Annotated in this window: 19 protein-coding genes; 14 read left to right on the top strand and 5 right to left on the bottom strand. The window is 64.6% G+C overall.

From position 1 onward, the window contains the following. Positions 1 to 55: 55 nt before the first annotated feature. Both msrA and IVB18_RS01170 read right to left on the bottom strand, forming a co-directional pair. Positions 56 to 712 (bottom strand): peptide-methionine (S)-S-oxide reductase MsrA, encoded by a 657-nt coding sequence (msrA, locus tag IVB18_RS01175; protein WP_247987523.1) that lies wholly within the window; start codon positions 710 to 712, stop codon positions 56 to 58. 130 nt (positions 713 to 842) lie between these two features. Beyond that, complete coding sequence (locus IVB18_RS01170; RefSeq protein WP_247987522.1) at positions 843 to 1160, bottom strand: hypothetical protein; 318 nt, start codon at positions 1158 to 1160, stop codon at positions 843 to 845. Positions 1161 to 1536: 376 nt separating this feature from the next. Here IVB18_RS01170 and rpsT point away from each other — a divergent pair, with 376 nt between their 5' ends. From rpsT to IVB18_RS01115, 11 genes are all read left to right on the top strand, one after another. Next, positions 1537 to 1803 (top strand): 30S ribosomal protein S20, encoded by a 267-nt coding sequence (gene rpsT / locus IVB18_RS01165; RefSeq protein WP_247425792.1) that lies wholly within the window; start codon positions 1537 to 1539, stop codon positions 1801 to 1803. Between the two features lie 1241 nt (positions 1804 to 3044). Next, positions 3045 to 4457: a chromosomal replication initiator protein DnaA gene (dnaA, locus tag IVB18_RS01160; RefSeq protein ID WP_247987521.1), complete on the top strand. Its 1413-nt coding sequence runs from the start codon at positions 3045 to 3047 to the stop codon at positions 4455 to 4457. 387 nt (positions 4458 to 4844) lie between these two features. Then, positions 4845 to 5963: a DNA polymerase III subunit beta gene (gene dnaN, locus IVB18_RS01155; RefSeq protein ID WP_247987520.1), complete on the top strand. Its 1119-nt coding sequence runs from the start codon at positions 4845 to 4847 to the stop codon at positions 5961 to 5963. Positions 5964 to 6093: 130 nt separating this feature from the next. Next, positions 6094 to 6459, top strand: a complete 366-nt coding sequence (locus IVB18_RS01150) for a DUF559 domain-containing protein (RefSeq protein ID WP_247991934.1) — start codon at positions 6094 to 6096, stop codon at positions 6457 to 6459. A gap of 86 nt (positions 6460 to 6545) precedes the next feature. Then, complete coding sequence (gene recF / locus IVB18_RS01145) at positions 6546 to 7682, top strand: DNA replication/repair protein RecF (RefSeq protein ID WP_247987519.1); 1137 nt, start codon at positions 6546 to 6548, stop codon at positions 7680 to 7682. A gap of 253 nt (positions 7683 to 7935) precedes the next feature. After that, positions 7936 to 10371, top strand: coding sequence for a DNA topoisomerase (ATP-hydrolyzing) subunit B (gene gyrB, locus IVB18_RS01140; protein WP_247987518.1), 2436 nt, complete (start codon positions 7936 to 7938; stop codon positions 10369 to 10371). Positions 10372 to 11005: 634 nt separating this feature from the next. Continuing rightward, positions 11006 to 12337 carry an IS110 family transposase gene (locus IVB18_RS01135; protein WP_247987517.1) on the top strand — a complete coding sequence of 444 codons (1332 nt, stop codon included), beginning with the start codon at positions 11006 to 11008 and terminating at the stop codon, positions 12335 to 12337. 277 nt (positions 12338 to 12614) lie between these two features. Next, a complete protein-coding gene (locus tag IVB18_RS01130; RefSeq protein WP_247987517.1) occupies positions 12615 to 13946 on the top strand; it encodes an IS110 family transposase in 1332 nt (443 codons plus the stop codon). Positions 13947 to 14113: 167 nt separating this feature from the next. Then, the gene (gene murA, locus IVB18_RS01125) at positions 14114 to 15409 is read left to right on the top strand and encodes a UDP-N-acetylglucosamine 1-carboxyvinyltransferase (protein WP_247987516.1); all 1296 of its coding nucleotides are present in this window, start codon (positions 14114 to 14116) and stop codon (positions 15407 to 15409) included. A 246-nt stretch (positions 15410 to 15655) separates the two neighbouring features. Then, positions 15656 to 17047 carry an MATE family efflux transporter gene (locus IVB18_RS01120; protein ID WP_247987515.1) on the top strand — a complete coding sequence of 464 codons (1392 nt, stop codon included), beginning with the start codon at positions 15656 to 15658 and terminating at the stop codon, positions 17045 to 17047. Beyond that, on the top strand, positions 17044 to 17529 hold the full coding sequence (locus tag IVB18_RS01115) for a DUF2867 domain-containing protein (protein ID WP_247987514.1): 486 nt from the start codon (positions 17044 to 17046) through the stop codon (positions 17527 to 17529). The genes IVB18_RS01120 and IVB18_RS01115 overlap by 4 nt, the downstream gene beginning before the upstream one ends. Here IVB18_RS01115 and IVB18_RS01110 read toward each other — a convergent pair whose 3' ends face one another. After that, positions 17530 to 18645 (bottom strand): FUSC family protein, encoded by a 1116-nt coding sequence (locus tag IVB18_RS01110; RefSeq protein WP_247987513.1) that lies wholly within the window; start codon positions 18643 to 18645, stop codon positions 17530 to 17532. It abuts the gene before it with no gap. 124 nt (positions 18646 to 18769) lie between these two features. Between IVB18_RS01110 and IVB18_RS01105 the strand changes: the two genes are divergently transcribed. Beyond that, positions 18770 to 20140, top strand: coding sequence for an MmgE/PrpD family protein (locus IVB18_RS01105; RefSeq protein WP_247987512.1), 1371 nt, complete (start codon positions 18770 to 18772; stop codon positions 20138 to 20140). A gap of 206 nt (positions 20141 to 20346) precedes the next feature. Here IVB18_RS01105 and IVB18_RS01100 read toward each other — a convergent pair whose 3' ends face one another. Continuing rightward, positions 20347 to 21774, bottom strand: a complete 1428-nt coding sequence (locus IVB18_RS01100) for a serine hydrolase (protein ID WP_247987511.1) — start codon at positions 21772 to 21774, stop codon at positions 20347 to 20349. A 145-nt stretch (positions 21775 to 21919) separates the two neighbouring features. Then, a complete protein-coding gene (locus IVB18_RS01095) occupies positions 21920 to 22981 on the bottom strand; it encodes a helix-turn-helix domain-containing protein (protein WP_247987510.1) in 1062 nt (353 codons plus the stop codon). 270 nt (positions 22982 to 23251) lie between these two features. On the opposite strand from IVB18_RS01095, the gene IVB18_RS01090 reads away from it, so the two are divergent. Together IVB18_RS01090 and IVB18_RS01085 are read left to right on the top strand one after the other, a co-directional pair. Beyond that, positions 23252 to 24169, top strand: a complete 918-nt coding sequence (locus tag IVB18_RS01090) for a pirin family protein (RefSeq protein WP_247987509.1) — start codon at positions 23252 to 23254, stop codon at positions 24167 to 24169. Between the two features lie 78 nt (positions 24170 to 24247). Next, entirely contained in the window at positions 24248 to 25162 is a 915-nt protein-coding gene (locus tag IVB18_RS01085) for a phosphoribosylaminoimidazolesuccinocarboxamide synthase (RefSeq protein ID WP_247987508.1), read from the top strand. Positions 25163 to 25282 lie beyond the last annotated feature (120 nt).

Below are 25282 nucleotides of genomic sequence, written 5' to 3'. Positions count from 1 at the left end.
AAGAACGTGGATGCCCGGGACCAGCCCGGGCATGACGGACGAGTTCGTGGCTAGATCACGCGCTCACACCGACGCCAATCGGGCAGGACACGCCGGTGCCGCCGAGGCCGCAATAGCCGGCGGGATTCTTGGCCAGATATTGCTGATGGTAATCCTCGGCGAAGTAGAACTCACCGGCGGGCGCGATCTCGGTGGTGATGGCACCGAGGCCTTTTGCGGCAAGCGCCTTTTGATAGAGCGCCTTCGACTCGACAGCTGCCTTCTGTTGCGCATCGGAGTAAGTGTAGATCGCGCTGCGGTACTGCGTGCCGACGTCGTTGCCCTGACGCATGCCCTGCGTCGGGTTGTGATTCTCCCAGAACGCCTTCAACAGGCGCTCGTAGGAAATCTTCTTCGGATCGAACACGACCAGCACCACTTCGGTGTGGCCGGTGCGTCCCGAACAGGTCTCTTCATAGGTCGGGTTCGGCGTGTGACCGCCGGCATAGCCGACGGCGGTGGCGTAGACGCCGTCGCCGAGCTCCCAGAACTTGCGCTCGGCACCCCAGAAGCAGCCGAGCCCGAACACGGCCTGCTCGAGACCCGCGGGATAAGGCGGCTGCAACTTCGCGCCGTTGACGAAATGGGTGGTGGCGGTCGGTAAAGGCTTGGCGCGGCCCGGCAGCGCTTCGGCTGCGCTCGGCAGTGCGGTGGTCTTGCGCATGAACAGCATGGTCGGATCTCCGAAACGAGCTGTGCGTCGACTAAGCCAGACGCTCAGGCGGCGTGCTCGCGATAGAGGGGGAATATAGGCATTTACGCGGGAGGAGGCAGCTCTGTTACGTCGTTCCCTGCGCGAAAGCTCAGTCCCGGGAATAGCCGATCAAGGGCCTGCGCGGCCGGAACAGGATCATCAGGAGGATGCCCAAAATGCCGAGGACGGCGAAAACCGGCTGATCCAGCACCAGGCGGATCACCGAGGTCCAGAGCCAGGGCGCCTTAGCCTCGACCCAGGTCCGGAACGCCTGCTGGCTGGCCTGGTGGATGTCGTTCCAGAACTGGCCGAACCGGGTGAACCGCAAGGTCTGGTCGGCGACCCAGCGGGCGCCGTCATAGACCATGAAGATGAAACCGCCGGCCAGCAGCAACAGCCCAATCAGTCGGAAAAAGCCGCGGATCATACCTCACCTTATATGGTCGTCCGATCGGACGATCCGCCAGCCAATACCCGGGAGACGGCAGAAATTCAACCTCATCAGGGCGTTACGGCCCGCATCCAGACCACCCAAGGCCTGTTTTCCAGGCCTTGAAAGCGTTGACGGTGCCTCAGACCCCCTCTATAAGGGCGCCAACTGGCGGCGGGCGCAATCCTGCCGCCGCTGTTCTTTGAGCAGTTGCAGGCTCTTTGGGCCTCAGAGATGGCCGCAAGGCTGTCGCTCATGTTCCGAGAACAGCCTTGCACCGAACATCCTAAATCCGAGCGTCGATTACGCGGTCAAGCAGCCGGCGCTACCCCGATCAAGACGCGACCGGTACCCGCAGAGGACATTTGAGACCATGGCCAACACCACTTCCGCCAAGAAAGCGACGCGCAAGATCGCCCGCCGCACCGCCGTCAACAAGTCGCGCCGCACCCAGATGCGCGGCGCCGTGCGCACCGTCGAGGAAGCCATCAAGACCGGCGATCGCGCCGCCGCCGTGACGGCGCTGGCGAGTGCAGAGCCCGCCCTGATGCGCGCCGCGCAGCGCAACATCATTCACAAGAACAATGCCAGCCGCAAAGTCTCGCGGCTCACCGCGCAGATCGCAAAGCTCGCCAAGTAACCAGGCAAGCAAGCTGGCGAAACCATCGATCGATCCGATCGATGATCGCGATCATAAATCAGCCCGGCATCTCGCCGGGCTTTTTTATTGCCTGTCATATTCACGCAAGCGGTCGTTCGACGAACGATCTTCCGTTGGAAGAATTGCCTCGCTGACTGTGAGCTGCCCCCGTAGTTTTACCCGCCGGGTGATCTTGCAACCAGAAACTTTACACTGCGCTGCGAAAAACCCCTGCGGGGCGGGCTTAAGTTGAATTCGCGCCCCTGCACACCGTAGTTTCACTGGAACATCCTCGGACGGAGTTACCCTGCGAAACGAGACTCAAAAAACGGTGCTTCGATAATCACTTATCCACATAGTGACGACAAGCATTTGGAAAATGAGCTCGCACGGTATCCACGTGAAGGTTTTGTAAAATATTTTTGGCCGCCGTTCGAGAATTGTCACACAACGCGCTTCGCTTTCGATTCTGCACGCTGATTCAAAACCTTGCTCTCGGGCCTGTGAACAACTCACGCGCGGCGTTAACGCAGATCAAGTTTTTAGTTGCCTCAAGTGTGAATCAATTCCGTTGCGAGTCTTTCCGCTTAGTGTATTCCTTAAGTCGTTCGCGGCGCCCACGATCTTGAGACCAGCGCGGTTTTGGAAACGGGGCGAGCGTGCAAATCGGCGGCGGTGTGCACGTTGGCGACGCTTTACCAAGCGATTGTCGGTTCAAAACCCATAGTAATATGGGAACGGTAGCTCTTTGTCCGAATGTCTCCAGGCGGGATTTTCGTATCTCGCTCGCGCCATGCGCAAATGAGAGAAGTGAGAGACACGTTGAAGCTACCCGACACGCGTGACGGCAAAGCCAGGCGAACGACTAGTACAGACGGGCGGGACATCCGCGACTTTTGACGCGGTTGTCTTCAAGACACGCAGGACCTTGCCGTGAGCGATCACGGCAGGACGGGGAGGTATCATGTCTTACGGACTCAACGCGGTATTGAATCACGTTTCCTATTCCAACGATGCCGTTCTGGATCAGTCCGACCACCAACCTCCGACGTGTGACGGAGCGCCGAGTACGCGCTGACCTCGCGACCCCTCCATCTCTGACATCGCTGATCTGACCCGCGGCGTTCGCGCCGAACGGTCGAGCTATGTCTGAAGATGAAATCGCTCGAGGTCGCGCCATGGCAGGAACTCTGCATGGCGCTCACAACGCAACTTTATCTCTCACGAGAAGTTTTCAAACGATGACAACACCGGAACAAGATCGCTGGTCACGCGTGAAGGGCCGTCTGCGCTCAACCGTTGGCGAAGACGTCTATACGAGCTGGTTTGCGCGTATGGATTTGGAAGGTGTGCAGGAAGAGAGCGTGCGGCTCTCGGTTCCGACCCGCTTCCTGAAGAGCTGGATCCAGGCCCATTACGCCGAGCGCGTGCTGTCGTGCTGGCAGGCCGAGATGCCGGAAGTGCATCGCATCGATCTCACCGTCCGCACCGCGGTGCGCCCGGTCGTGCAGCCCAAGGAAGCGCCCGCACCGGTCGAGACGCGCCGCGCGCCCGCGCCGGAGCTGCGCTCGACCGCGACCGCGCCGGTCTCCGCCAATCATGATGCGCTCGGCGGCTCGCCGCTCGATCCGCGCCTGACCTTCGCGAGCTTCGTCGTCGGCCGCTCCAACACGCTGGCGCATGCGGCCGCGCGCCAGGTCGCAGAGGGACGCCGCGGCGATCCCGTGATGTTCAACCCACTCTACATCCATGCCGGTGTCGGCCTCGGCAAGACGCATCTGCTCCAGGCGGTGACCTGGGCCGGCAATTCCGGCAACGAGCGCAAGGTGCTCTATCTCACCGCGGAAAAATTCATGTACGGCTTCGTCGCCGCGCTGAAGACGCAGACGGCGCTCGCCTTCAAGGAAGCGCTGCGCGGCATCGACGTCCTCGTCATCGACGATCTCCAGTTTCTCCAGGGCAAGTCGACGCAGGCCGAGTTCTGTCACACGCTGAACGCGCTGATCGATGCCGGCCGCCAGGTCGTGATCGCGGCCGACCGTCCGCCGTCCGATCTCGAAAGCCTCGATGATCGCGTGCGCTCGCGGCTTGCCGGCGGGCTCGTGGTCGAGATGGCTTCGCTCGGCGAGGAGCTTCGGCATGGCATTCTCAAGTCGCGCGTCGCGGCCGCCCGCGCCCATCATGCGACCTTCGACGTGCCGGAGGAGGTGCTGCTTTATCTGGCGCGCACCATCACCCATAACGGCCGCGACCTCGAAGGCGCGATCAATCGGCTGCTGGCGCATTCCAAGCTCAACAACCAGCCGGTGACGCTGGAGATGGCCGAGCGCGAGGTGCGCGACCTGATCCGGCCGCAGGAGCCGAAGCGGATCAAGATCGAGGACATCCAGCGCGTGGTGGCCCGTCAGTATAATGTCAGCCGCTCCGACCTGCTGTCCTCGCGCCGCACGGCCAACGTGGTGCGTCCGCGGCAGGTGGCGATGTACCTCGCCAAGACGCTGACCTTGCGCTCGCTGCCGGAAATCGGCCGCCGCTTCGGCGGACGCGACCACACCACGGTGCTGCACGCCGTGCGCAAGATCGAGGCACTGGTCTCCAAGGACACGGCGCTGTCGGAAGAGGTCGAGTCGCTGAAGCGCCAGCTTCAGGAATAAACGCCTATCTTTTTCACCTCGCCCCGCTTGCGGGGAGAGGTCGGAATGCGCGCATAGCGCGGATTCCGGGTGAGGGGGACTCTCCGCGAGTCCGATTCTCACCTTCCCCGCGGAGACTCCCCCTCACCCCAACCCTCTCCCCGCAAGCGGGCGAGGGAGCGCAGCCACGCCGGGGCGGCGGTCGCGTTTTTGCCTGTAAATCGTGGGGAACTACCCCTCAATCCCTTGAATTGGATGGCCATTCGCGCCACCTTGCACGACCCTGGCGGCTTTGGTCATATCGGCTGGATGATCCGGCTTTTCGGGGTCTTCGGTGCCGCGGTGTGCTTATTCGGCCGCCCGGCTTTTTCAACGCTATGTTTTCTTGGGGATCGGGCGAGTAGTGCAATGAAGGTTACGGTCGAACGCGCGCAACTCCTGAAGTCGCTGGGTCACGTCCACCGCGTGGTCGAACGCCGCAACACGATTCCGATCCTCGGCAACGTCCTGGTCCGCGCCGAGAACGCAAAACTGTCGCTGAAGGCGACCGACCTCGACCTCGAGGTGACCGAGACGCTCGCGGCGGAAACCGCGACCGCGGGCTCCACCACCGTGCCGGCGCACATGTTCTACGACATCGTGCGCAAGCTGCCGGACGGCTCGCAGATCGTGCTGGAAGCCGACGGCGACCGCGCGGTGCTGGCGATCCGTGCCGGCCGCTCGCGCTTCACGCTTCAGACCCTGCCGGAGAATGATTTTCCGGATCTGGCCGCCGGCGACATGTCGCATTCCTTCTCGCTCGCCGCCAAGGACGTCAAGCGGCTGATCGACCGCACCCAGTTCGCGATCTCGACCGAAGAGACGCGCTACTATCTCAACGGCATCTATCTGCACGCTGCCGGCACCGCCAAGGCCGCTACCCTGCGCGGTGTCGCCACCGACGGACACCGCCTCGCCCAGCTCGACCTGGTCCAGCCGAAGGGCGCCGACGGCATGCCCGGCGTCATCGTCCCGCGCAAGACCGTCGGCGAGGTGCAGCGCCTGATCGAGGACACCGAGGCCGAAGTCACGATCGAGCTGTCGCAGGCCAAGATCCGCTTCACCATCGGCAATGTGGTGCTGACCTCAAAACTGATCGACGGCACCTTCCCCGACTACGGCCGCGTCATCCCCCAGGGTAACGACAAGGAACTCGTGGTCGACAAGAAGGACTTTGAGAACGCGGTCGATCGCGTCTCCACCATCTCCAGCGAGCGCGGCCGGGCCGTAAAACTCTCGCTGTCGCCCGGCAAGCTGGTGCTGTCGGTGACCAATCCGGATTCCGGCAGCGCGACCGAAGAGATCGAGGTCGAATACGCCTCCGATGCGCTCGATATCGGCTTCAACTCGCGCTATCTGCTCGACATCGCCTCCCAGATCGAAGGCGAGGTCGCAACGCTCAGGCTCGCCGACCCCGGCTCGCCCACCCTGGTGCAGGACCGCGACGACAAGAGCGCGCTGTACGTGCTGATGCCGATGCGGGTGTGAGGGCGGTGGCTCAGCGCCGGTACGGAGCTATCTCTCGTGAACCAGGCGCGATGCGCGTTGCTGCGCCCTCTCCCCCTGTGGGAGAGGGCAGCTCCGCAGGCAGATACAGGCTCACTTGGGTGAGGGGTTAGTGCCGGAAGAGCCGTCTCATCGGCCGGTCCCCAAACATCTCCGCGAGTTTGCGAAGAATATGCGGCGCGAGCCGACTGATGCGGAAGCTGCGATGTGGCGGCTCCTGAGGGAGCGTCAACTATCCGCCTTCAAGTTTCGCCGGCAAGTCCCCTTCAAAAACTACATTCTCGACTTCGTCTGCTTCGAGAAGCGCCTTGTGATCGAGATCGACGGAAACCAGCACGCAGAATCGCAAGGCGATGCGACCCGTGAGGCCGCGCTTGCGGCCGAAGGTTTTCAGACGGCGCGCTACTGGAACAACGATGTGTTACAGCAACCCGTGGCCGTGCAGGAGGACATCCTTGCAAAGCTTGCCGGGCGGTAACATACCCCTCACCCGTCGCCTCACTACGTGAGGCGCCACCCTCTCCCACAAGGGGAGAGGGGATCAGAGCGTGCCGCAGTTCCAACATGACCCCCTCCCGCATTCATCGCCTGACGCTGACGCATTTTCGCAATTACCGGGCGGCGGGGCTCGAGACGGCGGCTGACATGGTGGCGCTGGTCGGGCCGAACGGGGCGGGCAAGACCAATTGCATCGAGGCGATCTCGTTTCTGTCGCCGGGCCGGGGCTTGCGGCGCGCGACGCTGGACGATGTCGCCGACAATCAGGGCGACGGCTCCTGGGCAGTCTCGGCGCAGGTCGAGGGCGCGCTGGGCCTTGCCACGCTCGGCACCGGCATCGACGCGCCGCTGCCCGACAGCGCGGTCAGCCGGCGCTGCCGCATCGACCGCGAGCCGGTCAATTCGGCGAGCGCCTTCGGCGACCATATCCGCATGGTGTGGCTGACACCGGCGATGGACGGACTGTTCATGGGGGCTGCCTCCGAACGTCGCCGTTTCTTCGACCGTTTGGTTCTCGCTATCGATAGTGACCATTCCAGCCGGATCTCGGCGCTCGAACGTTCCTTGCGCTCGCGCAACCGCCTGCTCGAGGTGCGCAACTATGACGATCATTGGTGTGACGCGATCGAGCGCGAAACCGCGGAGCTTGCGGTCGCAGTGGCGGCGACCCGCGGCCAGACCGCGGCACGATTGACCGGTATGCTGAACGCCCGGGCGCAGGCTTCCGCTTTCCCATCGGCGCAGATCGCGCTCGACGGCTGGATGGAGAACGCGCTGCTCACCGAGACCGCGACCGCGGTCGAAGACCGCTACCGCCAGATCCTGCGCGACAACCGCGCGCGCGACGCCATCGCCGGCCGCACCACCGACGGCCCGCATCTGACCGATCTCCAGGTGATCTATGCGCCGAAAAGCATGCCGGCGCGCGACGCCTCGACCGGCGAGCAGAAGGCGCTCTTGATCGGCCTCGTGCTGGCACACGCGACGCTGGTGGCCGAGATGACCGGAATCGTGCCGCTGCTGCTGCTCGACGAAGTCGTCGCCCATCTCGATCCGAACCGGCGCGCGGCGCTGTTCGAGGAACTGCGCAAGCTCGGCGCGCAGGTGTGGCTGACCGGCGCGGACCCGGCCGCCTTCGCCGAGATCAGCGCCGGGGGCGAGGTTTTCGACGTCGAAAACGGGCGCGTGTCGGCGCGGCGATAGGGCCTCCCGGGCGCTCGCTTTCCGGGAAAAACGCGGCCTCCGAAGCGGCCAAAACGGGACCCCCGAATCGGGCTTTTCGCAGGCCTGGAAAACGGCTTTGAAACGCCTTGAAAACCGGGCAAAAATCCCTATCTGGTCAAAGGGTTGGGGGAGGATACTTTGCGCTAGGCGCAATCCTCCTTTCATGGCACAAATGGCTGTAATCAGCGCCTTTTTGCGCCGCTGATTCGACGACATCCGCGAAGGCCTCTCAATGACAGAACCTGCCCGGCAGACGACCGCCGAAACCGAGCCCTCTATCGCAAGCGAATACGGCGCGGAATCGATCCGGGTGCTCAAGGGTCTCGATGCTGTCCGCAAGCGACCGGGCATGTATATCGGCGACACCGACGATGGCTCGGGCCTGCACCACATGGTCTACGAGGTCGTCGACAACGCGATCGACGAGGCGCTCGCGGGCCATGCCACGCGCGTCGACGTCGTGCTCAATGCCGACAATTCCGTCACCGTGCGCGACGACGGCCGCGGCATTCCCGTCGACATCCACAAGGGCGAAGGCATCTCGGCGGCCGAGGTCATCATGACCCAGCTCCACGCCGGCGGTAAGTTCGACCAAAACTCCTACAAGGTCTCCGGCGGCCTGCACGGCGTCGGTGTCTCCGTCGTCAACGCGCTGTCGAGCAAGCTCACGCTTCGCATCTGGCGCGACAACAAGGAACATTCCATCGAATTCGCCCATGGCGATGCGGTCGCACCGCTGAAGGTCGTCGGCGATGCACCGGGCAAGCGCGGCACCGAGGTGACGTTCCTCGCCTCGCCCGATACCTTCAAGAACATCGAGTATGATTTCGCGACGCTGGAGCACCGGCTGCGCGAACTCGCCTTCCTCAACTCCGGCGTCAACATCGCCCTCTCCGACATGCGCCACGCGGTCGAGAGGCGCGAGGAGATGCACTATTCCGGCGGCGTCGAGGAGTTCGTCAAATATCTCGACCGCAACAAGAAGGCGATCGTGCCGGCGCCGATCATGGTGCGCGCGGAGCTGAATGGCCTCGGCGTCGAGGCGGCGCTGTGGTGGAACGACAGCTACCACGAGAACGTGCTGTGCTTCACCAACAACATCCCGCAGCGCGACGGCGGCACCCATCTCGCCGGGTTCCGCGGCGCGCTGACGCGCCAGGTCAACGGCTATGCCGAGACCAACGCCAAGAAGGAAAAGATCGCACTGACCGGCGACGACTGCCGCGAAGGCCTCACCGCCGTGCTGTCGGTGAAGGTGCCCGATCCGAAGTTTTCGTCGCAGACCAAGGACAAGCTGGTGTCCTCGGAAGTGCGCCCCGTGGTCGAGAACGTGCTCAACGAGGCGCTCCAGGCCTGGTTCGAAGAGCATCCCAGCGAAGCCAGGATGATCGTCGGCAAGGTGATCCAGGCCGCCGCCGCCCGCGAAGCCGCGCGCAAGGCGCGCGAGCTGACGCGCAAGAGTCCGCTCTCGGTCTCCTCGCTCCCCGGCAAGCTCGCCGACTGCCAGGAAAAGGACCCGGCCAAGTCCGAGCTCTTCATCGTCGAGGGTGACTCGGCAGGCGGCAGCGCCAAGCAGGGCCGCAACCGCGAATTCCAGGCGGTGCTGCCGTTGCGCGGCAAGATCCTCAACGTGGAACGCGTGCGCCCCGACAAGATGCTGGGCAGCGAGCAGATCGGCACGCTGATCACTGCGCTCGGCACCGGCATCAGCGACGAATTCTCGATCGAGAAGCTGCGCTATCACAAGATCATCGTGATGACGGACGCCGATGTCGACGGCGCCCACATCCGCACCCTGCTGCTGACCTTCTTCTACCGGCAGATGCGCGACATCATCGACGGCGGCTATCTCTATATCGCCCAGCCGCCGCTCTATAAGGTCTCGCGCGGCAAGTCCGAGCAGTACCTGAAGGACGAGCGGGCGCTGGAAGACTACCTGATCGATACCGGGCTCGATGACTGCGTCTACATTCCCGGAACCGGCGGTGATCGCACCGGCCGCGACCTGCGTTCGCTGGTCGACGACGCCCGCGTCGTCCGCAGCATCCTGCGCAGCCTGCACAGCCGCTACAATCGCAAGGTCATCGAGCAGGCCGCCATCACCGGCGTGCTCAACAAGGCGATCTACGGCGATCCCGAGAAAGCTGCCGCTGCCGCACAGTACATCGCCAGTCGATTGGACAATCAGGCCGAAGAGGTCGAGCGTGGCTGGGTCGGCCAGTACGTGGAAGGCCAGGGATTCCAGTTCGAGCGCACGGTGCGCGGCGTCAAGGAAGCCGCCGTCATCGACGACGCCTTTCTGGGATCCGTCGAAGCCCGCAAGCTCGACGAGTACACGGTGAAGCTCCAGGACGTTTATGTCCGCCCCGGCAAGCTGCGCCGCAAGGACGTCGAGCACCCTGTCCACGGTCCGGTCGACCTGTTCGAGGCGGTCACCGACGCCGGCCGCAAGGGCATCACGCTCCAGCGCTACAAAGGTCTGGGCGAGATGAACCCGGGACAGCTCTGGGAGACGACGCTGGATACCGACGCGCGCTCACTGCTCCAGGTGAAGGTCAAGGAGGTCGACGAGGCCGACGACATCTTCACCAAGCTGATGGGCGACGTGGTCGAACCGCGCCGCGACTTCATCCAGGAGCACTCGCTGAGTGCGACGATCGATATCTAAAGCGGAATGGCTTTAGGTTGAATCGATTGGGCCGCGGGCTCGCAGCAAGCTCTCCCGCTTGCGGGCAGGGCTATCGCATATGTTCCTTCACTGGAGGTCGTCATGCCCGGGCTTGTCCCGGGCATCCACGTTCTTCGTACGGCGCGGCAAGACGTGGATGGCCGGGACAAGCCCGGCCATGACGGCGTGGAGGCTTCGGTACCCCAAGCGCTCGCCATATGCGATGGCCCTGCGCCTGCGGGGGAGGTCGCAGCCCATTGAAGATGGGTTGTGGGGGCTCTCTCCACATTAGGAGTCTCGATTGCGGCCTTCATGGTTCGCCCGGCGATGCGAAGCATCGTCCGGAGACGCGCGTTCCGCGCTCCTTACCATGAGCCCCCAGCTCCGAAACCGGCGCTGCACACGGACCATGAACACGGTATCGTGGCTGCGGGGTTCCGCCTGGAGCAGTGTGGCCGCATGATCCTCTGGTGCACTTGGTTGCCCGGCCATGAGGTTGGCTCCGATCGCTGGCGATTGCACATTTTGGCGAGCATTGCGCTTCCCGTTGGAGAGGTTTGCAATCTCAAAGCGCGGTTGGGCTCTTGGCGGGGCTTCGCACCAGAATGGACAGCAGAAGGACATGAGGGCTTGAATGAGTGAATTGGCGGTGCTGGATCCGCGTGCAGCCTTTGTTGATGTCGGCAGTGAGAAAATGCATGTGTCGATCGCGGGTGGGCCACCCGCGCTGTTCGGCACGGTGACCTCGCAGCTGCATGCGCTGCGCGACTATTTGGCCGAACATCAGGTGCGCTCAGTCGCGATGGAAGCGACCGGGGTCTATTGGTTGCCGCTCTATGGGGTTCTGGAAGCTGCGGGCATGGAGGTGGTGATGGTCGATGGCCGCCAAACGCGCAATCTTCCGGGGCGCAAGACCGACATGAAAGACTGCCAGTGGGGCGCCACGCTGCATGCGCATGGCTTGCTGCGGGCGGGCTTTGTTCCCCCGGCCAATATCCGCCGTCTGCAGGACTATCTGCGCCTTCGCGGGGACCACATCGCGGCGGCCGCCGGACATGTCCAGCACATGCAAAAAGCGCTGGAGCGGATGAATATCAAACTGCACGAAGTCATCAGCTCTCTGACCGGGGCGAGCGGTCTGACCGTGATCCGCGCCATCCTCGCCGGTGAACGCGATCCGCAGGTCCTGTTGGGTCTATGCGATATTCGAATCCGCAACGTCAAAGCTGAGCGCGTCGTCGAATCGCTGCGCGGCGACTGGGCCGAAGAACATTTGTTCGCCCTCGCGCAGGCCGTTCAAAGCTGGGACCATTATCAAGGCCTCATCGCCGCCTGCGATCGCCAGATTGCGGTCGTCCTTCGCCAGATGCCGGACGCGAAGGTGCCGCCACCGGCCGCTTCGACAAAGACAGGAAAACCGCGCACGCGGCCGGGCGTCAATGCGCCGGATATCGCGGATCTGCGGGAGATCCTCGCACAGATCTGTGGCGCCAAGGATTTGACGACGCTGCCCGCCCATAGCGAGTACAGCGTTTTGCAGCTCATCGGTGAAGTTGGCACGGATCTGACCAAGTGGCGGACTGAAAAGCACTTCACCTCGTGGTTGGGGCTTGCTCCCGGAAGCGCTCAAAGCGGCAAACGCAAGGCTTCGGTCAAACGGCGCCGCAACCGAGCCGGCCAGATCTTTTGTGTGATGGCCCGTGCCTTGGCCCGCAGCAAATACGTCGCGCTCGGCGGCTTTTACCGGCGCATGGCGGCACGGCGCGGCGGCTTGGTGGCGAACAAGGCCCTCGCGCGAAAACTAGCCACACTCTTCTGGCGCGTGATGGTCAAAGGCCTCGACTTCGTCGAGACAGGTGTGGCTCAATACGAGGCGAGGGTATTGGAAACCAAGCACCGCATTCTGCACCGACTGGCTCGCCAGCTCGGCCAGCAAATCGTCCCCAATCCAGCCGCCGTCGTCTGACAGCGTGTTCATGGAGAGCCCCCAGCTCCGAAACCGGCGCTGCACACGGACCATGAACACGGTATCGTGGCTGCGGGGTTCCGCCTGGAGCAGTGTGGCCGCATGATCCTCTGGTGCACTTGGTTGCCCGGCCATGAGGTTGGCTCCGATCGCTGGCGATTGCACATTTTGGCGAGCATTGCGCTTCCCGTTGGAGAGGTTTGCAATCTCAAAGCGCGGTTGGGCTCTTGGCGGGGCTTCGCACCAGAATGGACAGCAGAAGGACATGAGGGCTTGAATGAGTGAATTGGCGGTGCTGGATCCGCGTGCAGCCTTTGTTGATGTCGGCAGTGAGAAAATGCATGTGTCGATCGCGGGTGGGCCACCCGCGCTGTTCGGCACGGTGACCTCGCAGCTGCATGCGCTGCGCGACTATTTGGCCGAACATCAGGTGCGCTCAGTCGCGATGGAAGCGACCGGGGTCTATTGGTTGCCGCTCTATGGGGTTCTGGAAGCTGCGGGCATGGAGGTGGTGATGGTCGATGGCCGCCAAACGCGCAATCTTCCGGGGCGCAAGACCGACATGAAAGACTGCCAGTGGGGCGCCACGCTGCATGCGCATGGCTTGCTGCGGGCGGGCTTTGTTCCCCCGGCCAATATCCGCCGTCTGCAGGACTATCTGCGCCTTCGCGGGGACCACATCGCGGCGGCCGCCGGACATGTCCAGCACATGCAAAAAGCGCTGGAGCGGATGAATATCAAACTGCACGAAGTCATCAGCTCTCTGACCGGGGCGAGCGGTCTGACCGTGATCCGCGCCATCCTCGCCGGTGAACGCGATCCGCAGGTCCTGTTGGGTCTATGCGATATTCGAATCCGCAACGTCAAAGCTGAGCGCGTCGTCGAATCGCTGCGCGGCGACTGGGCCGAAGAACATTTGTTCGCCCTCGCGCAGGCCGTTCAAAGCTGGGACCATTATCAAGGCCTCATCGCCGCCTGCGATCGCCAGATTGCGGTCGTCCTTCGCCAGATGCCGGACGCGAAGGTGCCGCCACCGGCCGCTTCGACAAAGACAGGAAAACCGCGCACGCGGCCGGGCGTCAATGCGCCGGATATCGCGGATCTGCGGGAGATCCTCGCACAGATCTGTGGCGCCAAGGATTTGACGACGCTGCCCGCCCATAGCGAGTACAGCGTTTTGCAGCTCATCGGTGAAGTTGGCACGGATCTGACCAAGTGGCGGACTGAAAAGCACTTCACCTCGTGGTTGGGGCTTGCTCCCGGAAGCGCTCAAAGCGGCAAACGCAAGGCTTCGGTCAAACGGCGCCGCAACCGAGCCGGCCAGATCTTTTGTGTGATGGCCCGTGCCTTGGCCCGCAGCAAATACGTCGCGCTCGGCGGCTTTTACCGGCGCATGGCGGCACGGCGCGGCGGCTTGGTGGCGAACAAGGCCCTCGCGCGAAAACTAGCCACACTCTTCTGGCGCGTGATGGTCAAAGGCCTCGACTTCGTCGAGACAGGTGTGGCTCAATACGAGGCGAGGGTATTGGAAACCAAGCACCGCATTCTGCACCGACTGGCTCGCCAGCTCGGCCAGCAAATCGTCCCCAATCCAGCCGCCGTCGTCTGACAGCGTGTTCATGGAGAGGATCGTGCGACGTCGTAAGCCCAAATGGCCTCTTCGAGCTGCCGGACGGGAACGGCGCCGCGGCAAGTGCATTTGCTACCGCGCGCAATTCTCTGTATTTTCCGCCTCGTAGAGCAGCCCCGCCCCACACAGGACAGCGAGAGACCCAAGTGGCGCCCATCCAATATATCGTCGAGGGCGGTCATCGGCTCTCGGGCTCGATCGAGCCGTCCGGCAACAAGAATTCGGCGCTGCCGATCATCGCGGCCGCGCTGCTCACCGAGCACCCCGTGACGCTCGAGAACGTGCCGCGCATCCGCGACACTGAGACGCTGGTGGAGCTGATCCGCTCGGTCGGCGCGTCGGCCGAATGGACCGCCCGCAATACGCTTGTCATTCACGCCAAGAGCATCCGCGCCGCCGATCTCGATCCCGAGCTCTGCGTCCGCATCCGCGCCTCGATCCTGCTCGCGGGCCCCCTGCTCGCCCGCTGCGGCGAGGTGATGCTGCCGCCGCCCGGCGGCGACGTCATCGGCCGCCGCCGTCTGGACACGCATATGCTGGCGCTGGAACAGCTCGGCGCCAAGGTCACCGCGACCGACCGGCTGGAATTCCGCGCTTCGAAACTCACCGGCGCCGACGTGTTCCTGGACGAGCCCAGCGTCACCGCGACCGAGAACGCACTGGTCGCGGCCGTGGCCGCCGACGGCACCACGTTCCTGCGCAACGCGGCCTCCGAGCCGCATGTGCAGGACCTCGCCAACTTTCTGGTCGCGCTCGGTGCGAAGATCGAAGGCATCGGCACCAACACCATGATCGTGCATGGACCGGCGACGCTGGGAGCAGCGACTTACTCCATTCAGCCTGATCATATCGAGGTCGGCTCGCTGATCGGCTTGGCTGCCGTGACCCGCTCGCCCTTGCGCATCGTGCGCGCCGGCGTCGAGCATCTGCGCTCGGTCCGCATGGGATTCGAGCGGCTCGGCATCGTCTGCCGCGTCGAGGGCGACGACCTCATCGTGCCCTCGAACCAGACGCTGAAGATCCAGGACGACTTTGGCGGCCACGTGCCGAAGCTGGAGGACCAGCCCTGGCCGGCCTTCCCCGCCGACCTGATGTCGATCGCGATCGTCACCGCCACGCAATGCGAGGGCGTAATCCTGATGTTCGAGAAGATGTTCGAATCGCGGATGTTCTTCGTCGACAAGCTGATCGCGATGGGCGCCCGCATCGTGTTGTGCGACCCGCACCGCGCCATCATCGCGGGTCCCAGCCGCCTGCGCGGCGCGCCGATGACCTCGCCCGACATCCGCGCCGGCATGGCGATGCTGCTTGCCGCCGTTTGCGCCGAGGGTACGTCCACGATCAACAACGCCGACCAGATCGAGCGCGGCTACGAGCGCATCGAGGAACGGCTGAACGCGCTGGGCGCGAAGATCAAGCGCGTGCCCGAGCGGAAGAGCTGAGGCGCTTGCTCTCACCTCGCCCCGCTTGCGGGACCTCTCCGAGTGCTTCCCTTCTCCCCTTGTGGGAGAAGGTGGCGCGAAGCGCCGGATGAGGGGTTGCATCGGCAAACTCAAATCGTAAGAACGGATTCGCGGAGAGACACCCCTCACCCGTCTCGCCGCTACGCGGCGAGCCACCCTCTCCCACAAGGGGAGAGGGTGAGCGCAGGCCATGGTTTCGACGCGTGGCTGTGCTATTGACCGGCCATGCTCGACACCGTCCAGCCTCGTTCGCAGCCACAAGGCGTGCAGCCCAACCATCTCGCCGATGAATTCGTCGAGACGCTGCGGCTGGCCGTGCCGATGATGCTGACGCAGCTCGGGCAGATCGCGATGATGACGACCGATCTCGCGCTGATCGGGCGGCTCGGCGAGGACGCGGTGGCGGCCGCGGCGTTGGCACATACGGTGTATTTCGTCAGCTTCACTTTCGGACTCGGTCTCGTCGTCGCAGTGTCGCCGCTGGCGGCGCAGGCGTTTGGTGCCGGCGACGTCAGACGGCTTCGACACGCCTTGCGCGCCGGCTTGTGGGTCGCGCTGCTGATCTCACTGCCGATGATGGCCTCGCCGCTCTATGGCGAGCAGATCCTGCTGGCGCTTGGACAGGCGCCGCATTCCGCCGCGCTGGCCCAGCACTATCTGAACGGGCTGGCCTGGGGCATCGCGCCGGCGCTCGGCTTCGTCGCGCTGCGCAGCATGATGAGCGCGGTGAACCGGCCGCAGGCGCCGCTGTGGATCACGCTTGCGGCGATCCCCGCCAATGCCGCGTTGGTCTATTTGCTGATCCACGGCCTGTTCGGCCTGCCGCAGCTCGGCCTGCTCGGCGCCGGGCTTGCGACCACGCTGGTCAATGCCGCCACCTTCGCTGCCGCGCTCGGCATCGTCGCCTTGCGAAAGCCCTTCGCCGACTATCATCCGCTCGCCTATCTATGGCGGATCCACTGGCCGCTGATGCGCCAGCTCATCGCGATCGGCGCTCCGATCTCGTTGTCGCTGCTGATGGAGTATGGCCTGTTCTCCTCGGCCGCGCTGCTGATGGGGCTGATCTCGACCAGCGCGCTTGCCGCGCACCAGATCGCACTTCAGGTCACGGCGGTGCTGTTCATGGTCCCGCTCGGCATCAGCATGGCGGCGACGGTGCGGGTCGGCCACGCCTTCGGACGTAACGAGCCGGCGGCCGTGAGGCGCGCGGGCTTGGTTGCGGCGCTGCTCGGGATCGCATTGGTCTCCGCTCTCACGATCGCGATCGTGCTCGGCCGCTATGCGCTGGGGCGACTGTTCTTCGGCAGCGGCGAAGCCAGCGCAGCCACCGTCGAGCTGACCGCAACGCTGCTCCTGGTCGGCGCCACCTTCTTCATCGCCGATGCCCTCCAGACCATTATAGGCGGGGCGCTGCGCGGCCTCAATGACACGCGGATGACGCTGGTGTTCGCCGCCATCGGTTATTGGTGCATCGCCTTCCCGATCGCCTGGATACTGGCCTTTCACGCCGGGCTTGGTGCCGTCGGCGTCTGGATCGGGCTGTCGATCGGGACATTCGTCTATGCCGGGCTCCTGATCTTGCGCTTTCGGATGCTGGCGCGCAGATTGGGCGGATGACATCCGTCCGCGAAGTTACCCCCGAGGTCGATGCCGGTGCAGTGCTGGCCGGCGCGCAGTTTATCGATGCCTATCGCATCGAGATCGGCACGGCCGGCCTCGATGCCCGTCAGGCCTGCGTCCGGATGGTCCTGCACGGGCCGCGCTGGATCGATGCGCTGCTGCGCCTGCGCAACATCCTGGTGACACCGTTCGGGCTGAAGACATCGGGCGAAGGCGCGCCGGCACCGGGTGGCCTGATCGGCCTGTTTCCGGTGGTCAGCGAAACGCCGGAGCGGTTGGTCGCAGGCTTCAACGACCACCATCTCGACTTTCGCATCGTCGTCGACGTGGCCGGCGACGCGACAGGTCGGCAGGTGACGTCGACCACGCTGGTGCGGACACATAATCTCTTGGGCCGGACGTATCTCACGCTCATCATGCCGTTCCACAAGCTCGTCGTGCGCAGCATGATGGGAAGCATCGTAGAGCCGGCCCGATAACTAATCGGCAACCCGCGCAGGCGCGTCTGCGGCAGCCTCCGACCATTCGCCGACGACACGATCGAGATCGCACAGGTTCTGGTGCATCTGCTCCAGCGAGAAGCCGATGGCGAAGAAGCGCTCGGCGGTGTCGCCGGGCTGTCCGCGGATCAGGCCGTCCTGGCGCACGGCGGCGACCGCCTCGGCGTAGTGCTGAAGCGCGACGTGCACGGGATGGATCGGCGGCGCGCCCGCGCCTGCCCGCAGTGCTTCGGCCGCGGACTTCAGAAAGCGTGCGATCGCCGCACTGACCTCCGCCAGCGGCGCGGCAAGCCTGATCTGCACGTCCGCCGGCAGCGGCACCACGGTCGAGCGCCCGATCATCACGACATCATGGCGCAGCCGCAAAATCGTTCGCAGCAGCGGGCCGGTGTCGGGCCCGCCTGACAGCCGCGCCGCGCGCTCGCGCTCGGCCTCTGCGCCGATCGCATTGAGGCCGACCATCGCAGTGCCGATGCCGTCCTGGATCCGATGCAGCGCGTCGTTGTCGCGCCCGCGTGTCAGGCCTGCGAGCAGTTCGGTGAGGGCCTCCGCGATCAGTTCGAGCAGCCGCGCTGCGCTGGCTCGAATCTGCCGCACCGCGCGCGACGGCAATACCAGGAACGAGACCAGCAGCCCGGTGATCGCGCCGACCGCAACCTCGCTGACGCGGTCGATCGCCGAGGTCATCGGATCGGAATGATGCATGGTTGGAACCAGCAGCACGATCACGGCCGTCACCGTGGCGGCACTCAGGCTCGGATTGATCGCGGCAATGAACGCGAGCGGGGCGACCGAGAGCACCAGCAGCCCCAACAGCCCGGCCTCGCTGGAATAGGGGATCAGGATCGCGATGGCGCCGCCATAGATGGCGCCACCGATCGTGCCGAGCATGTAGTCGCGCGTCGCCTTCAGCGAACGCCCGACGCTCATCTGGGTCACGATCAGCGAGGTCAGCACGGCCCAGAGCGGCAACAAGAGATGCAACGCGGTGGCGATCGCATAGGCCGCGGTCGCCGCCACCGTGACCCGGATCGCCAGCCCCACTTGCGTTCGGCGCGACCGGATCCGGTCGAACAGCTGTCTTGCAAGTGCCATCGTCGAACGTCCCCGGTCCAATCCTCGTAACCAACCCAAAAGCATGGCTGATGCCCGCGGCTGCGAGGCCGCTTGAAAGGCCAAATCAGCCCGCCTAATTTGCCCGGCAAAACGAGGAAACACGATGGCCCACGAAACCGCAACGCTTGCCGCCTATGTCGCCAACCTGAAATTCCAGGATATTCCGGCGGAGGTGCTGGATCGCGCAAAAGTGCTGACGCTGGATTTCCTCGGCAGCGCCATCCGGGCCCGCAGCGAGGCTGAATCCACCCCGTCGATCCTGAAGATGCTGGAGGCTCTCGCACTCGACACCAAGGGCGAATCCACCGTGTTCGGCGACAGCAAGACCTGGACACCAGCGGTCGCGGCGCTGCTCAACGGCGCGCTCGGCCATTCCCTCGACTTCGACGATACGCACGCGGATTCCTCGCTGCATCCGAGCGCGCCGGTCGTCCCGGCCGCCTTCGCCGTCGGCGAGATGGTCGGCGCCTCCGGGCGCGACGTGCTGACCGCGATCGTCGCGGGCTACGAGGTCTGCTGCCGGCTCGGTAACGCGCTCGACCCGACCTCGCATTATGCGCGCGGCTTCCATCCGACCGCCACCGCCGGCACCTATGGCGCGGCGGCGGCAGCTGGCAAGCTGTTCGGTCTCAGCGAGACGCAGATCGTCGCCGCCTTCGGGGTCGCCGGCAGCCAGGCCGCGGGCTCGCTCCAATTTCTGGTCAACGGCGCCTGGAACAAGCGCTACCAGGTCGGCGCCGCCGCGATGAACGGGGTGATCGCCGCGACGCTGGCGCGCAACGATTTCGTCGGCGCGACGGAATCGGTCGAGGGCAAGCACGGCCTGCTCGCCGGCTATACCGACGACGCGCATCCGGACAAGGCGGTCGCCGAACTCGGCAAGACCTATGAAACGATGAAGATCGGCGTCAAGCCGTATCCGAGCTGCCGCTATACGCACGCCGCGATCGACGCGCTGATCGCGATGCGGCGCGAGCACAATCTGACGCCCGACCAGGTCAAGCGCGTCGAGATCGGCCTGCATCGCAACGGCATCACGCTGACCGGCGATGCCGCAACCAAGCGCCATCCGACATCCATCGTCGGCGGCCAGTTCTCGATGTTCTTCACCGGCGCGCTCGCGCTCGACCAGGGCAGTTTTGGCTGGGACGATTACAGCCGGCTCGGCGATGCCGCCATCGACGCGCTCGCCGACAAGTTCGACGTGGTGCAGGACGACCGGCTCGAGATCGGCCGCACCCATCCGTTCGGCGCGCGCGTCAGCATCATCACCGATGACGGCGTGCACGAGCGGCTCTATGCCGATCCCTCCGGCGAGCCGACCTCGTTCCCCGACGCGCAGGCGATGCAGCAGAAGTTTTTGACACTGGCGCGGCCGGTTTTGAATGCGCGGGCGGAGAAGTTTGCCGATGCGATCCTATCGCTGGAGCGGTTCGATCGCGTGGCGAAGGCGACGGAGCTGGGACGGCAGTAGATTCGAGTTCGCGCCGCGCAGACGGTGCACCCTCGCCCCTTGTGGGAGAGGGTGGATCGCCGCGAAGCGGCGAGCCGGGTGAGGGGTTCTCTCCGCGAATGAATCTCTAGCGATCGAATCGGTGGATAGAGACCCCTCATCCGGCGCTTCGCGCCACCTTCTCCCACAAGGGGAGAAGGAAGAAGAGCAGGCGCTCCGCTCTGTCGTCAATTCACCCCCGCCAACTTCCCCTTCTCGCGCGTCGCTGCCACCACGTCGCGCACGAGATCAAACACGCCATCCGCTTCCGGTGGCCAATTCGGCGAGCGGCCTAGCCGCACGATGACCAGGCGCTCCGACGGGATCACAATGGTGTACTGCCCGATCGTGCCCTTGGCGAAGAAGGCATCGCGCGGCCAGCCGTGCGCGATACGAAAATGCGCACCAAAGCTGCCGCCCTGGTTGGTCCAGAAGCCGGCGCCGATGCCGACCCACGCGTTCGGCGTGGCCGTGGCAGAGTAGTTCACCCAACCTTCGGGCAGGATGCGCTTGCCGCCGACGGTGCCGTCGTTGAGGTAGAGCTGGCCGAAGCGCGCCCAGTCGCGCGCGGATGCCAGCATCTCGCCGGAGCCCTCGATCGTGCCGGCGCCGTCGAGCTGGAGCGTGACGTTGTTCATACCGAGCGGCGCAAACAATTCGCGGCGCGCGAAGGCAAGCGCATCCGCGGGCCTGCCGCCGGCGGCGTTGCGGATCAGATGCGCGAGAATGAGGAAGTTGCCGTCATGATACTTCCATGCCGTGCCCGGTGCAGTCGCAAGCGGCGCGCGCTCGGCAAAGCTGGCCATATCGTCCTCGGCGTATTTCATGGCATTGACCGGCTCCAGCGCGGAGCTGAGCGAGGCCTGCAATGAGCTTCCGAGCGCGATGCCTGCCGTGTGACGCAGCAATTGATCGACGGTGATGGCATGGCGCGGATCATCAGGATTTTGCCAGGCGGCAATTGGCGCGGGCCCGTCGAGCTTGAGCTTGCCCTGGCGCACGAGAATGCCTGTCAGCGCCGACATCACCGACTTCGTCATGGAGAAGCCGAGCAGCTGCGTCTCCGGTCCGACACCATCAGCATAGCGCTCGGCAACGATGCGCCCGGCCTTCATGACAACGATCGCGCGGGTGCGGCGATAAGGCGGTTGCGCGGGCTCGGCGAAAGCGCAGTCGAGCGCGGCGGACAGCCCCTCGCTTTGCGGCGGCACGAGTCCCGGTTCGGCGATCTCGTGGAGCAACGTCGGCTGTTTGTCATCAGGCGGCAACGCGACTTCGGCGATCCCCTGGCCGTGCTCGAGCGTGCAGCCGAGCCCCTCGCGATAGACGGCATGGCTGCGGCCGATGCCGAACAGACTCACCGTGACATCCTTGCGGGCGCGATCGACCCGAAAATCCATCGCCCAGGTCAGAAGACCCGCACCTGGCATCGCGTCGGTGGTCTCGGCGAGGTCGCGCATGGGATCGAGGCCGGAGACGAACGTCTCCGAGCAGAGCGTGTCGGCGATAAAGCCGGTGGCAACCTTCGGCACGTCGCGGGCCCGCGCCGCGCCGAGCGCGAGGCCGGCAAAGGCGATGGCGGTGGTAGCGAGGATGATCTTGCGGCGGCGGGTCACGGGCTTTCTCCGGCTTCGGGGCGAGTGGCGGAGAAGGAACCGGATGCGGGCGAAGCGTGCTCGCCGGATTTGAAATACGACCTCGCCGAAACTGACCGGGGCTAGTCGATTCTGGAATTCTTACGTAACTTCAACGAAATAAGCTCTAAGCCACCTCGGCTTTGAGCCGCCGATATTCGGTTGGCGTCACGCCCGTGACGGCCTTGAAGGCGCGGTTGAAGGGGCCGAGCGACTGGAAGCCCGCGTCCATCGCGATGGTGATGACGGGAACCTCGGCCTGGGCGGGATCGGCGAGTGCGGACTTGGCTTCCTCGATCCGGTGGTTGTTCAGGAACACATTGAAGTTGCGATAGCCGAGCCGCTGGTTGATCAGCCGGCGCAGCCGGTATTCCGGAATCTTCAGCCGCCCCGCCAGAACACCGATGGTGATGTTCTCCCGGCGATAGATCCGCTCGTCCGCCATCAGCCGCATCAGGGCGTCGATGAGCTTTTGATCGGCGGCGACGTCGGCCGCAGGCTGACTGAAAACAATCGGCGCTGCGGGCTCCGCCGCGGCCGGAAACAGATCCGCCCCGTCAACGCGCATCATGGCATAGACGATCGCCGCAACGGTGCAGGCGAGCACGCCGGCATTGATGGTTTCGGCGACATCGCCGACGTGGTGCCCGGCGACGGCGATCTGGAGCACCGCGTTCAGCCCGCCATAGAGCGCGGTTGCGCAGACGATGAAGACGCGAACGCTGCGGCGGCGCTCGACCAGGTCGGCCGGCCAGGAGGCGATCGTCTGCCCGACCGCAAGCGCGATGAAACCGAGCACGATCAGATTGACCACCGTCACCGAGAACCGCACATGGCCGCTGGGTGCAATCCAGACGCAGCCTGCGAAGCTGAAGGCCGTCACCAGCGCCCAGACCGATCCGTGCCACCAGCGGAGGTGAAACTCGTCGTCGAACAGGGAGCGTGTGAACAGCCAGAACACGACGATGCTGCCGGTCGACAACGCGATCAGCGGTGCATGCCAGAGCGGGATCCGCGACGTGACATCCAACGAATAGCTCACAGCATGCGCGGCCGAGCTCAGCACGAACGCAGCGCCGAGCCGCCCCGCCGGCACATTGCGAAAATCGGCGAGCAATGACGCCGCCAGCACCAGCAGCAGCGCGACGCTGGCGGCGCGAAAGGCGAGCTCGGTTGCGGCAAGGGTCATCGGGCGATGCGATCGGTCGCGGTTGAAAACAGCCGAACATCGTTCGTTGCGCACTTTTTTTCAAGGACCCTCCTCACCCACAACTGTCATCGCCTGGCTTGGCCGGGCGATCCAGTACTCCGAGACGGCAATGATTGAACCGAGAGGCCGCGGCGTACTGGATGCCCCGCCTGCGCGGGGCATGACAGAGGGCTTCGTCGCGACGGCGATGCCAAAGTCTGCTACCATCGGGCCCAACAGAACCAAGAATAAAGCCAAAAGGAGTCCGCCATGAGCTGGCAACCCTCGAACGATCCCGTCCTCGGCGATCCCATGTCCTGCGATGCGCTCGATCTCGTCATCGTGCCGCGCACCCGCGACCTTGGCGACGGGTTCACGGTTCGGCGCGCGCTGCCGCATGGCAGGCGGCAGATGGTCGGCCCCTTCATCTTCTTCGATCATTTCGGACCGGTGCAGTTCATGTCCGGCAAGGGCATGGACGTGCGGCCGCATCCGCATATTGGGCTTGCCACCGTCACTTATCTGTTCGACGGCGCGATCATGCATCGCGACAGCGAGGGCAACGTCCAGGAAATCGCGCCCGGCGCGATGAATTTGATGACGGCCGGGCGCGGCATCGCGCATTCCGAACGCACGCCGGATGCGCAGCGCGCCTCGGGACAACAGATGCTCGGCCTGCAAAGCTGGATCGCGCTGCCGGCCGGATCGGAGGAGATCGCGCCGTCGTTCCAGCATTACGGTGCCGGCGATCTGCCGATGATCTCCGAGCGCGACTTCACCGCGCGGGTGATCGCGGGCTCCGCCTTCGGCATCACCTCGCCGGTGTCGATGGTGTCGCCCTGGTTCTACACCGAGGTTACGGCTGTCGCGGGCGCCAGCGTGCCGCTCGACCCCGATCACGAGGAGCGTGCGATCTATATCGTCGACGGCGAGGTCGAGATCGCGGGCGAGCGCTATGAGGGGCCGCGGCTGCTGATCTTCCGCCCCGGCGACCGCATCACCGTGAAGGCGCTGAAAGCCACGCGGATGATGTTTCTCGGCGGCGATGCGCTGGAAGGGCCGCGCCACATCTGGTGGAATTTCGTCTCCTCCAGCAAGGAGCGGATCGAGCAGGCCAAGCAGGACTGGAAAACCGGCCGCTTCGCCGCGGTTCCGCAGGAACATGAGTTCATTCCGCTGCCGGAATAGGCTATCCCGGTTTCCGGTCGCGCTGTCCGGCGCGGCCGGATTTCCTGCCCGAAGGCCATATCTGCGAAAGCTTTGCCGATGACCACCATGCACTCCAGCGACCTGCCTTTGCCCAAGATCGGGCGCGGCAAGGTGCGCGATATCTACGCCGTCGACGACGACCGCCTGCTGCTCGTCACCACCGATCGCATCAGCGCCTTCGACGTCGTAATGGGCGAGACCATCCCGATGAAGGGCGCGGTGCTGACCCAGATCAGCGCGTTCTGGTTCAACGAGCTCGAGGGCGTGGTGCCGCATCACATGATCAGCGCCGACACCGACGAGATCATCGCAGCGGTGCCGGCGCTGAAGCCGCATCGCGCCGAGATTCTCGGCCGCGCGATGCTGTCGCGCCGGACCACCGTGTTTCCGATCGAATGCGTGATCCGCGGTTATCTCTCCGGCTCGGCCTGGAAGGAATATGCCGCCAGCGGCACGCTCGCCGGCGAGAAGCTGAAGGCTGGCCTCGTCGAGAGCGAGAAGCTGAACCCTCCGATCTTCAGCCCGGCGACCAAGGCCGAAACCGGCCATGACGAGAACATCACCATCGCGCAGATGCGCGAGGTCGTCGGCGATGAGGTCGCTTACACGCTCGAGAGCATGACGCGCGCGATCTACACGCTCGGCGAGGAGCTCGCGCGCGAGCAGGGCATCATCATCGCGGACACCAAGTTCGAGTTCGGCCGCGACAAGGACGGCCGCATCATCCTGATCGACGAGGTCATGACGCCGGACAGTTCGCGCTTCTGGGCGGTCGATGCCTACAAGCCCGGCCAGCCGCAGGCGAGTTTCGACAAGCAGCCGCTGCGCGACTATCTCGACGTCGAACGCCGCGCCGGCCGCTGGAACGGCGATGCCCCGCCGCCGCCCTTGCCGGCAAGCGTGGTGGACGCGACCAGCGAGCGGTACCTGGAAGCATATCGGCGGGTGACGGGGAGTGAGCTGAAGATTTAGCCCGACTGTTTCGTCTCGCTCCGTCATTGCGAGCGAAGCGAAGCAATCCAGACTGTCTCGGCGGAGGGATTCTGGATTGCCTCGCTACGCTCGCAATGACGTGGAGGGGTCTACCGTCTT

It is taken from the genome of Bradyrhizobium sp. 186 (assembly GCF_023101685.1).
Taxonomy (GTDB): Bacteria; Pseudomonadota; Alphaproteobacteria; order Rhizobiales; family Xanthobacteraceae; genus Bradyrhizobium.
This window is presented reverse-complemented; position numbering and strand designations above follow the sequence as displayed.